Here is a 10,752-nt window from a genome sequence, read left to right on the forward strand (position 1 = left end):
CAGACTGCCTGGGCGGAAGGACCCCCAGTAGTGGCCCGATGGCCATGGAATGAAAGGATCGGGTCATGCACCACGTTGGCGTTCTGGCCCTGGAAGGCGTCGTCCCCTTCGAGCTCGGCATCCCCGCGCGAATCTTCGGCGCCGCCCGCGACGGCACGGGCAACCGGCTCTACTCCGTGACCACGTGCAGCCTGGACGGCCGCCCTGTCCGCACCGAGGCCGACTACCAGCTCACCGTCTCCCACGACGCCTCCCTGCTGGCCACCGTCGACACCGTCGTCATCCCGCCCTCCCACGCGCTGGGCCCCATCCGCGAGGAGGGCCGCCTGCCCGACACCCTGCGCGAGGCCCTGGCCACGATCCGCCCCGGAACCCGGATCGTTGCGATCTGCACTGGCACCTATGTGCTGGCCGCCGCGGGACTGCTCGACGGCCGCCCCGCCACCACCCACTGGCGCGAAGCCGACCACCTGCAGCGCATGTTCACCACCGCGCGCATCAACCCCGACGTTCTCTTCATCGACGACGGCGAGATCCTCACCTCTGCCGGGGTCGCCGCCGGCATCGACCTGTGCCTGCACATCGTCCGCCGCGACCACGGCAGCGACATCGCCAACGAGGTCGCCCGCTCCTGCGTCGTACCGCCCTGGCGCGACGGCGGCCAGGCCCAGTACATCCAGCGCCCCGTCCCCGACCCCACCGCCCCCGGCACCGCCCCCACACAGGCGTGGATCATGGAACACCTCGCCGAACCCGTCGCCCTGGCTGACATGGCCGCCCACGCCAACGTCAGCGTGCGTACCTTCACCCGTCGCTTCCGCGACGAGGTCGGCACCAGCCCCGGCCAGTGGCTCGTCCGCCAGCGCGTCGACCTGGCCCGGCACCTGCTGGAGACCACTGACTGGCCCGTCGACCTGGTCGCCGACCGCGCCGGATTCGGCACCGGTGTCTCCCTGCGCCAGCACCTTCATGCCGCCATCGGGGTCACACCCCATGCATACCGCCGCACCTTCCGCCCCACACCCGCAGCAGCCCGACAAGCCGCAACTCGATCAGCTCCTGGCACCTTCGAGCCGGCGTAGAACGCGGTCATTCCAGTCGGCACCGCCCCCAGCCTCGCGACAGCCACGGCCTGGGCGGGCGATCCCCGCCCAGCGACCGGTTCAGCGGCGTATTCCGGCTGCCCTCCGGATAGATCCGTCGAGCGGTTTTCCACTGCCCGCTGGACGGACGCTCCGCCCGACGGTGGCTGACGGCAACTGCACCTCCTGAACCTCCCCGCGGAGTCTGTCGGTAGTTCCGGCTAGGAAGTTGCGGAATGGGTGCCATAACGGCGGCTCCGAGCGGCTGATCCGCCTGGAGGGGAGGTCAGCGGCGGGCAACATCGGCGGCGTAGGTGTTGCCGTGGCCGACGATGCGCTGCCAAACGTCGGCCGTGCTCTGGTGGATGCCGAGCAGACGGCTGACCACGACGGGCGGCAACTCAGAGGCGAGCTCGACGAGGGCGGTATTGCGCGCCATCCGCGGTTGGATACCGAGTGCTTGGAGGCGGCGGATCAGCTGGTTGAGGCTGAGGGGCTGGCCCGGAAAGCGGCCGGGGAACAACCAGCGGTCACCGGCCGTGTCCGTGGCCATCGCCGCGGTGTGGAGTGTGCGGATGTAGTCGTCCAGGGGCGGGGGCATCTGGGCCGGGATCTTCCCGAGCCGGAGCACTACCGCGTTCTGGCTGATCTCCGCGTGGCTGGTGGTGAGGGCGGTGATCTGGAAGGGCGCCTGGGCGAAGAGGAGTACGAGAAGTCCGGCCGCCCTGTCGGCGACCGGGATCTCGCCCTCGTGGATGAGTCTGTTGACCAAGCCCCAGCGGACGTCCTGGGCGATGAGGTGCCCGGTGAACGTCGAAGGTGCGAGATCGACGGTCAGCGGGCGAGTGTGTCCCTTGCGACTTGTCCACACGAGGAAGCCGTGGACGCGCGGGCCGCGGGCGGGGTGCTCATCCAGCCAGGCATCCAAGAGGTCCCGGGGGCAGGCGCTGAGCGCGATGTCCTGGTGCTGAAGCCAGTTGAGCAGCCGGACCACCTGCGTGACGTACGCGCGAACTCCGTTCGCCTGTCCGTCGGTGACCGGACGGCGGCGCGAGCTGTTGCGCAGCCGACGCAGCAGGTGCCAGGTGCCGTATGCGTGGAGAACCTTGCGGCTCTCCGGGTCGTGGACCTGCGCGGTCCTGGTGGGCAGCCAGCGTTCGAGGGCGGCGAGCCGCTCGTCGCGTGCTGGGAGGGCGCCGCCGGCGACCAGGTGCATGCGGAGGTTTGCGACGATCTTGGTCGGGCGAAGGCTATCCAGCGTGTCGTGGGTGATGGGTCCATTTCCGGCGGCCAAGGCGTTCAGCACATCGAGGCGGGCCGGGCGGCGAGTGAGCCAGGCCAGGAGGCTGGCGCCCGGCTGTCGAAGGAGGGCGCGGAAGACCGGCTCGATGCCGGGCCGCATGCGGCCGTCGACGCTGAGAGCGTCATGGAGTTGGTGGCGGGCCGCGCACTCGGGGCACATGCCGCGGTGGTGCAGGTGTGTGGTGGTGCCGCATTCACCGCAGGGTTGTCGGCGGGCGGGGTGCTTACGCCAGCAGGTCTGGCACAGCTCGTCTCCGTCTGGGGTCCGGGCCTGGATACGAAGGGTTCGCCCGCAGTCCGCGCATGGTCGGGGCGTAGCGCCGCACGTGGAGCACAACGGATCGCCGTTCGTCGTCCGGTAGCTGACGAGGTGTTCGCGGGAGCAGCCGGCGCACACCTCACGTGTGCGTCTTTTCGAGTGCACGGCTCGCACATCGGGGCTGTGGTCGAGGCGTAGAAGCAGGGGCGCTGCGCGCCGCAGGTACTGCACATCGCGGTCGGAAGCTGGTGGCAGCGTTCACACAGCGGTCGGCCGCCATCCCGGGCTTGGACGTAGCGACGCTGGCCGCACTTCGAACACACCTGGTAGACAGCGGGGTTGCTGTGCCGACAGGACTGGCACAGAGGCTGGCCGTCGTGCGTGCGGCCCATTACCGGTCGGTCGCGTATCCGCACCGGATGCACGGTGCCGTGCGCAGGGCGCTGCGGCACTCGTAGCAGCATCGGAGCCCGTTACGAGTGGTCGGGAGCGGCACAGTTCGACCGCACCAGGGGCACGGTGGGACGACCAGGTTGTCGGCTCCGCGCTCGCGGAGGGCAGTGATCAGGTCGAGGACTTTGCTCGGGCCACGGGCTCCTTCACCGGTGAGAAGGCTGGGTTGTTCCTCCAGGGCCCACAGCACGCGGCGCTGTCGGACTTGGGTCGGTTCCACGTTGCGGACAGCCTCGGCGATCGTCTGGTCGGTCAAGGCGGGGCTGATCTGCTTGATCAGCCGGCAGAGTCCCTCCACCGGGTTGGCGCCGTCGTCGGGCGGGTGGATCCGGCAGCGGGGGCGTCCCTCACGGTCTCGGGTACAGCACTCGGGTCGGCCGCAGACACTGCACGGGTTCGCCTCGCCCCTGCGTCGTCGATCGCACGTGACGCAGATCCGGGCAGTACCGTCCACTGTCAGACGTCCAGGTCGAGATCGTCGAGTGAAGCGACTTGCTGAGCACGGGCGTTGTTGGACAAATTGCGCAGCAGGTAGTCCTTGTGCAGGAGTCCCTGGGCGATCCGTTCCTGGAGGCCATAGATGATCTCGGCGACCACACGGTCGGGCAGTCCGCGCAGGCTGACCTTGCGGAGCTCCGCGATGGCCGGGGTGGTCAGCCGCCAAAGATCCTCGTCCTCCAAGACACCTTCTTGACGGAGGTCACGGCACTGGTCGGCGTGGGGCGTGCAGTACCCGTCCCTGGTCTCGCCTTGCCGGTCACAGGCAGCGACCTGGCAAGGCCCCAGGGCTGGCAGCGGTTGCACCTCGGGGTGAGCGAGGAAGTCCTCCAGCGGGAGCCCGTAGACGTTGCGCCTCTGGTAGTCATGCGACGAGCACAGGAGTGTCGCGCGTCTGCCCGGCCGCTCACAGTGCGCGACCTGACAAGGGAAGAACCCGACCATCCGGCTGGGGCGCTGGATGGTGACGAACTCGTCGAAGGGCAGGCCGCTCTTCTTCCACCGCTCGGTGCAACCGGTGCACATTCCCTTCTGGTGGGCGTAGTAGGAAATCTGTCGCAGCCAGCCACCAGGCACTCCTCACCGCTGAACTGCGGGTGCGAGCGGGGCAGCACCAGAACCCGGACGTGAGGATCCCAACTGAGCAGCCGCAGGAACTCCGGTTGGACCGCGCCCATGAGCCCTGCGGTGACCGTGCCTTCCCCTGTCCCGCGTTGGGGCGCTGCGACAGCCAGGTTCACCGGGCTCCCCCTCAGTCAGGCGGGGCGAAGCCACGCGGTCAACGGCTGCGCGCAGGCGAGCTCGGTCCGGATGAAGGTAGGCACGGGGTGAGGCCGGGTTCTTCTGGCCCAGCAGGGCCTGAACCTCATCCAGCGTGCCGCCGGCATCCACGACGTTGCTGGCCATCGCATGCCGGCACATCCGCGGACCGACCTGGCGGCCCAGTCCCGCCCGTCCCGACAGAGACTCGCACAGCTCTCCGATCGCGCCGGTGGTCACCGGAGAGCCATAGGGCGGGCGGAGAGGTTGACCAGCAAGAAGTCACTTCCGCCCTCTCCGAGGATCTCGTAACGCTCCAGCGCGTACTGGTCGGCGGCCTGCACCACCAGGAAGTCCACCGGCATAACCCACGACTTCCTCGACTTCGACCAGGCGCCGTTCACGTTCTGCCGCCGGATCACGTGCAGATGGGCCCCCTCGACATCGCACCCCAGCGAGCGCGAATCCATCAGCAGGTGGACATCACAGCGGTGCAGCCCCGCGACCTGTCCCGGACGCAACCCCACCCGCGACAGCAGCAGCACGATCAACCTGTCCCGGGCTGATCGACAGGCCCGCAGCATCGCCACGATTTCCTCGTCACTGGCCCGGTCCACTTCCGCCTCCGGCTCCTGCAGCCGGTGGCGGGCCCGCAACCGATACCGCATCCCACCGCTCTCGCCCCGTGCCTCCAGCGGCAGGTCACGGTCATCCCGCAGCTCGTAGAGCTGCTCAAGGACCCAGGCCGGCGCGGCCTTGTTGACCACCGCGTGAAGCAGGAACATCCGTACCGCGGTCAGCACCTTGTTGATTCGCGCGTCCCCACGGACCGGCGTTCCTCCCGGCCCCGATACCACGGCCTGCCGCTGGCCACCGTTGCCCGGCGCCCACCTCAGCCACACCATGAACAGCCCTATGTCCCGGGCCGCGGTCGACCAGTCCCGCCCTGTACCCGCGCACCAGCGCAGGAACAAGGTCACCGCCTCGGCGTACGCCTTCGTTGTCGTCTCTGCCCGGCCCCGGGCCAGACGTACCTCCCTCAGGAAGCGGTCTGCCTCTTGGACGACCTCCAGTGCGTCGTCCACCACGGTCCAGTACCGGGTCCCCGACGGCATCGAGACGAGAAATGTTTCATACATTCGTTCCCATGCTCCGCTTGTTGATCGCAACGATCCACTACAAGAGCCACACCCCCGAAGAACCGTCGTAACACACCAAACGACAGCAAGAGGCGCAATGTCACACCACAGCCACCAAAACCCTAGAGAACCCGACGATCTCCTCACCTCGCAGCAGGACCTCAACCAGGTGCGGGCCGACCTCACCGGCCTGTACGAGCGGCTGCCGTACTCCGTCGAACCGCTGGACGCCTGGCAGCGTCCCGTGGGCTACTGGCTCGCCGCATCCCCCGCGTACCCGGACCCGCCGGGCTGGTCGGAGCAGGAGCAGCAGGACGTCGCGGCACTGCGCGAGCGTGAACGTGACCTCGCCGCGGCTATCGTCACGCACGCGTTCTGGAACGAGGTCGCCGAACCTCAGCGGCCCGATGCCCGCTCCCAGCTCAGGCACGCCCTCGAACGTGGGGACGGCGAGGGCCAGGAGGCCGCTTAGCCGTGGCGGACACCCCGCCCGAGCCGCCGCCCATCACCGTGGTCCTCCCGGACGGCCAGGAGGTCACCGGCCGTCTCCACGAACGCCAGCAGACGCCGGAGGGCTGGCTCTACAAGGTCTCGGTCCCGGCCTGGACGAACACCGACGGTCGGGTGGAACCCGCCTGGTACACGGTGTGGGTGCAGGCTCCCGCCCATGTGAAACCGGTCGACGGCGTCTTGTACGACGCCGTGCCCACCGAGCGCCTGGAGAAGCCGTCTGCGGTGCGCGACATCCTGGGGCCGCGCCGGCCCTCGGGGTGGGTTCTGCAGAAGATGGACGGCGGCCGCGGTCCCGGCCGGGGCGTCGTCCACGCCGTCGACTGCGAGGAAGCGCCCGCTGGGGGGCCGCTGCTGACCCTGGACAAGGCGCTGAATGCCGCGGAGCACCCGGGCATCCGGCTGTGCTCCCTGTGCAGCGCCGCCGCCGAACTCGATCCCATGCTCAAGGGGTTCGACCACAGCTTCGGCGACGGCGAATAGTCTCAGTACATGCTGAGCTGCTCGTGATCAGGCAGTTCGTAATGGGTGATGCGGCCAGCCAGCGTCTCATCGAACTCCCTCATCCCTGGGCGTTGCGGACAAGGACGCGTTGGTACGCCAGCTGTGGTGAGAGGGAGACCAGTTCAGGGCACGGGCGCACGATTCCGTACAGCGCGTGATGCCGGCCGCGGGAGTACACGGGCACTCCGTACGCGAAGTGGACGGCCATGCCCGGCTTCTCGGGAATCTCCACCCGCAGCTGCTCCTCACGCCAGGCCCGTTCGGCCACCGCGGCGAACAGCTCCTCCATCTGCTTCCGGGACAGCCGGCCCCACCACGCCTTCGCCGTCTCCAGGGCCTGGCGCTCCTTCTCCTCCTGCTCAGCCTGTTCGCGCGCACGGCGGGCTTCCTCCTCAGCCCGCTGCTTGCGCCATTCCTCCATCCGGACCCGGTGTTCTTCTTCCTGCACCTTGCGAAGGCGCGCAGGTTCCAGGAATCTCGGACGGCAGGAGACCGGAACCCGCACCGGCGTGACCGAATGATAGGGCTTCCCGTACGGGCTCCTCTCCCCGATAATGGCCCTCAGCTGTCTGGCCTTGGGGGGCTTGTGTCGGATCGTGGTTCCACTCCTGTTCCGCCCGCCATGCGCAGAGTCGCGCGGGACTTCGAACTCGGGTCACGCCAGGGGCTGGTGTGGACCGAGCCCAAGCGCTTCCCGTGGATCGTGGTGTTGCTGCCGGCGCTGGTTGGGCTGCCGGTGGTCTGGCTGGGGATTTCGGCCGCGGTGAAGGGCCAGCGGAGCCATGGCGCCTGGTACTACGGGCTGCCGCTGCTCATTTTGGGGGCCGCCATGGTCGCTGCGGCCGGGTACTTCCTCTTCCTCGCGCTTACGAGACGGCAGGCGCAGGTCTGGGTGGGCCACTACCAGCACGGCATCGTCCGGGAGGTCGCCGGGCAGGTGCCGGAGGCATACTCCTGGGACGAGATCGACGGCATCCGGCGGCGCAGCACCAAAGTGACGAACGGGATCACCAGCGCCACCACACACGAACTCTGGGTGTGTCCCCGTGCGGGCGCCGAGATCGCGGTGACCGACGCGTACAAGGGGGCCGCCCGGTTCACCGACGAACTGGACAAGACATTCACGCGCGTACGGCTGCCGCAGGACAGCGACCGGCTGAAGGCGGGCGAACGGGTCGACTTCTTCGGGGCCCACCTCGATCCCGCCGGTGTCGGGTACCTCGACCACCGGCTCGACTGGCGCGAGGTCGACCGGGTCACGGTGAAACAGGGCTGGCTGGAGATCCATCGGCACGGCGACGGAAAGCCGTGGGCCAGGCTCCCCGTAGAGATGGTCCAGAATCTGTCGGTCTTCCTGGCCCTCGCCACAAGGATGCGCCAGGAGACGGCCGGGAAACGGCCGCGATCAGACGATCCGGCCTGATCCGGCGAAGGCCGACGCTCCGGCAGCAGGTCTGGATCAACGAACCGAACAGGAAACAGAACCCGCCCGGCAGAACGCATAGCCTCAAAACGTCTCATTTGACTTGAGAAGCGTATTTCTATCGATCATGAGGGCGGTTTGATCGAACAGGGTGCCTGGTCGGGTGGTCTTGGCAGGCAGGGCACATGAGAGCAAGGCCTCCTGAGTAGCTCGGGGTTGTCGAAGCCAAGAGCGGTCCAGGAGGCCCTGTTGTCGAGCGTCTCACCGTGACCATCCTCAAGTAGCCCGACCCCTGTTCCCGCAACACCCGGCGGCCGTCGCCGGAGCCCTCGCCCGGCCCGGCCGCCACCTCCCCACCCCCGGCTACTCCTACGGGCTCTCGGTATCTGCCGGGCCTCGCAGCGGGCGTCGGTCGGGGGGCTTGGAGGCGGAAGAAGGCGTAGCGGCACAGGAGGTGGGTGGTCGTTGCTCGCCTCATCGCGGGAGCTTCGCGGTGCGTTCGGGGTGGGCCGCGGTGATGTACCGCATTGCGGTTGCCTCCGTGGCCAACCGCGTGGCCAACGCGTCCGGATGCTCACTGGATCCTCCCCAGGCCCATTCGCTGCGCTGTGCCGGACGCGAGCCTGCGTGCCCCCTGTCGGCCTGCCGTTCTCTCCAGGGCCGGCCTCGGGCCGCGGCCCCATCCTCATCGACGCGGTCGACGCCGAACTGTCCCAGGCCCACAAGGGAGCACGCACCGCTACGGGGGCAGCGCTGCGCCACCTGGACCGCGATCCAATCCGCGCCAACCCGGCTTTGAGACCGGCCTCGCCAGGAGGTGGCCGACCGGGTAGCATCCACGGACAGTGGTCTCGTCGTTGAGCAAGGACCGTTCGCCATGTCTGCGGCGGATGTTGAACCGGCAGGTTCCTGTTCGGGTGCCATAGCGACAGCGCGCCAAGCGACTGGGCGACATTCAAGCGGTGTGCTGCCCCGACCGCATTTCTCCGTCAAACGGCAGCTGCGGTACGTCCGCTGCCCGCCGAGCAGTACTGCCAGGTCGGTCGATTTCAGGGGCAGGATCTTCTGCACGACGGAATTTCATGGAGCGTGGCACAGGTCACAGGGAGTCTCTTGGACATCTCCGGACGAGCCTACTGACGGGAGACTCCATGACAACCCGTGTATCACCCCCCGGCCGCCAACCCGGCCACCGAACGCGCCATCATTTCCCCCTGTCTGGGCAGCCGGGCGACCGGCCCGACGCGGTAACTCGCGCCTACGAGGCGCGCGCTGTCGACACGGTCGCTGACACGTGTGAACTCGCCCAGGAGCAGCCATGAGCAAGCCCGACGCGTTGCCGGCCTCGGTGAGGCGAATACTCGATCGTGACTGGCGGTTGCTGATCGCCGGAGAGCGGCGCACCGCCCGGACCGGGCGGACGTTCCAGCGGGTCAGCCCGGTGACCGAGACGGTGATCGCCGAAGTGCCGGACGCCGACGCGGCCGATGTGGACGAGGCCGTCTCGGCGGCGTATGCGGCCCGCCCGGTGTGGCGGGACACTACCGCCGTGGAGCGGGCGGCGCTGGTGCGTCGGCTGGCCGATCTCGTCGAGGAGCACGGCGAGGAACTGGCGCTGCTGGACACCATCGACGCCGGCGCGCCGATCGCCGCCTCGCGGCTGGACGTGAAGGTGGCGGTCTCCCAGCTACGGCTGTTCGCCGGGCTTGCGCTGGAGCTCAAAGGCGCCTCGATCCCTGCCAGCAACGCACTGCACGTCACCGTGCGGGAGCCGGTGGGCGTAGTGGCGCGGATCGTGCCGTTCAACCACCCCCTGATGTTCGCCTGCAAGGTCGGTGCGCCGCTGGTCGCCGGCAATCCCACGATTCTCAAGCCGCCGGAGGCGGCGCCGCTGTCAGCACTGCGGCTGGCGGAGCTGGCCGCCGAGGTCTTCCCGCCGGGCGTGCTCTCGGTGGTGGTGGGCGACGGCCCGGTGGTGCCCGACACGCTGGTGCGCCATCCCCAGGTGCGCCGCATCGGGTTCATCGGTTCCGGCCCGACGGGGCGGGCCATCCAGCAGGCGGCCGCCGAGAGCGGGATCAAGGATGTGACGCTCGAGCTGGGCGGCAAGAACGCGATGGTCGTCTTCGCCGACGCCGACCTGGACGCGGCGGCCGAGGGAGCGGTCTTCGGCATGAACTTCGGTTCGTCCGGGCAGTCCTGCGGCTCCAACTCCCGGCTGCTGGTACAGCGTGAGGTGCACGACGAGGTGGTCGCACGCGTCGTGGAGCTGATCGAGGCGCGCCGGATCGGCGATCCGCTGGCCGAATGGTCCGAGCAAGGCACGGTGATCAACCGGACGCAGTACGAGAAGTCACTGCGTTACGTGGAGATCGCGGTGAACGAGGGCGCCAAGGTCGCCACCGGCGGCAGCCGACCGAGCGGCCCGGAGTTCGAGCGCGGCCTGTACGTGGCCCCGACCGTCCTGACGGACGTCACCCCGGACGCGCGCATCGCGCGCGAAGAGGTCTTCGGCCCGGTCCTCGCGGTCATCCCGTTCGACACCGAGGACGAGGCAGTCCAGATCGCCAACAGCGTCGAGTACGGGCTGACCGCAAGCGTGTGGACCCGTGACCTGGACCGGGCGCATCGCGTCGTCCGGGATTTCGAAGCCGGTCACACCTGGATCAACGGATCCTCGTTGCATTTCCCGAACGTGCCGTTCGGAGGTGTCAAGGGCTCCGGCGTCGGCCGCGAGGAAAGCCTCGAAGAGCTCTTGGGCTACACCGACATCAAAGCGATCAACGTCATGTTCCGACGCTGATCCGGGCCCTCGCACACCAC

The 10,752-nt window shown here is 68.7% G+C and carries 9 protein-coding genes; 5 read left to right on the forward strand and 4 right to left on the reverse strand.

The genetic code is table 11. The annotated features are described in order from the left end of the window. Nucleotides 1–65: 65 nt before the first annotated feature. The gene (locus tag ACWEKM_RS04220; protein WP_451619615.1) at nt 66–1,082 is read left to right on the forward strand and encodes a GlxA family transcriptional regulator; all 1,017 of its coding nucleotides are present in this window, start codon (nt 66–68) and stop codon (nt 1,080–1,082) included. A gap of 286 nt (nt 1,083–1,368) precedes the next feature. On the opposite strand, the gene ACWEKM_RS04225 is transcribed toward ACWEKM_RS04220, so the two are convergent. The 3 genes from ACWEKM_RS04225 to ACWEKM_RS04235 form a co-directional block, all read right to left on the reverse strand. Further along, nucleotides 1,369–2,544, reverse strand: a complete 1,176-nt coding sequence (locus ACWEKM_RS04225) for a hypothetical protein (RefSeq protein ID WP_451619616.1) — start codon at nt 2,542–2,544, stop codon at nt 1,369–1,371. Nucleotides 2,545–3,552: 1,008 nt separating this feature from the next. Beyond that, on the reverse strand, nt 3,553–4,119 hold the full coding sequence (locus ACWEKM_RS04230) for a hypothetical protein (protein ID WP_451619617.1): 567 nt from the start codon (nt 4,117–4,119) through the stop codon (nt 3,553–3,555). A 470-nt stretch (nt 4,120–4,589) separates the two neighbouring features. Continuing rightward, nucleotides 4,590–5,492: a tyrosine-type recombinase/integrase gene (locus tag ACWEKM_RS04235; protein WP_451619618.1), complete on the reverse strand. Its 903-nt coding sequence runs from the start codon at nt 5,490–5,492 to the stop codon at nt 4,590–4,592. 97 nt (nt 5,493–5,589) lie between these two features. Between ACWEKM_RS04235 and ACWEKM_RS04240 the strand changes: the two genes are divergently transcribed. Together ACWEKM_RS04240 and ACWEKM_RS04245 are read left to right on the forward strand one after the other, a co-directional pair. Continuing rightward, on the forward strand, nt 5,590–5,964 hold the full coding sequence (locus tag ACWEKM_RS04240) for a nucleic acid-binding protein (protein ID WP_451619619.1): 375 nt from the start codon (nt 5,590–5,592) through the stop codon (nt 5,962–5,964). Between the two features lie 2 nt (nt 5,965–5,966). Continuing rightward, on the forward strand, nt 5,967–6,485 hold the full coding sequence (locus ACWEKM_RS04245) for a DUF6233 domain-containing protein (protein WP_451619620.1): 519 nt from the start codon (nt 5,967–5,969) through the stop codon (nt 6,483–6,485). A gap of 79 nt (nt 6,486–6,564) precedes the next feature. Here the strand turns inward: ACWEKM_RS04245 and ACWEKM_RS04250 are convergent, their stop codons facing one another. Next, nucleotides 6,565–6,954 (reverse strand): hypothetical protein, encoded by a 390-nt coding sequence (locus ACWEKM_RS04250; protein WP_451619621.1) that lies wholly within the window; start codon nt 6,952–6,954, stop codon nt 6,565–6,567. A 174-nt stretch (nt 6,955–7,128) separates the two neighbouring features. Here ACWEKM_RS04250 and ACWEKM_RS04255 point away from each other — a divergent pair, with 174 nt between their 5' ends. Further along, on the forward strand, nt 7,129–7,929 hold the full coding sequence (locus tag ACWEKM_RS04255; RefSeq protein WP_451619622.1) for a DUF6585 family protein: 801 nt from the start codon (nt 7,129–7,131) through the stop codon (nt 7,927–7,929). A 1,318-nt stretch (nt 7,930–9,247) separates the two neighbouring features. Continuing rightward, on the forward strand, nt 9,248–10,732 hold the full coding sequence (locus tag ACWEKM_RS04260) for an aldehyde dehydrogenase family protein (RefSeq protein WP_451619623.1): 1,485 nt from the start codon (nt 9,248–9,250) through the stop codon (nt 10,730–10,732). The last annotated feature ends 20 nt before the right edge of the window (nt 10,733–10,752 follow it).

This window comes from Streptomyces sp. NPDC004752, assembly GCF_053601275.1.

What these genes read in the sequence shown, in the direction of transcription:
- ACWEKM_RS04225 (WP_451619616.1), bottom strand. Translation starts at nt 2,544, where the DNA reads ATGTGCCCCGAGTGCGCGGCCCGCCACCAACTCCATGACGCTCTCAGC.
- ACWEKM_RS04240 (WP_451619619.1), top strand. Translation starts at nt 5,590, where the DNA reads ATGTCACACCACAGCCACCAAAACCCTAGAGAACCCGACGATCTCCTC.
- ACWEKM_RS04260 (WP_451619623.1), top strand. Translation starts at nt 9,248, where the DNA reads ATGAGCAAGCCCGACGCGTTGCCGGCCTCGGTGAGGCGAATACTCGAT.
- ACWEKM_RS04235 (WP_451619618.1), bottom strand. Translation starts at nt 5,492, where the DNA reads ATGTATGAAACATTTCTCGTCTCGATGCCGTCGGGGACCCGGTACTGG.
- ACWEKM_RS04220 (WP_451619615.1), top strand. Translation starts at nt 66, where the DNA reads ATGCACCACGTTGGCGTTCTGGCCCTGGAAGGCGTCGTCCCCTTCGAG.
- ACWEKM_RS04230 (WP_451619617.1), bottom strand. Translation starts at nt 4,119, where the DNA reads ATGTGCACCGGTTGCACCGAGCGGTGGAAGAAGAGCGGCCTGCCCTTC.
- ACWEKM_RS04255 (WP_451619622.1), top strand. Translation starts at nt 7,129, where the DNA reads ATGCGCAGAGTCGCGCGGGACTTCGAACTCGGGTCACGCCAGGGGCTG.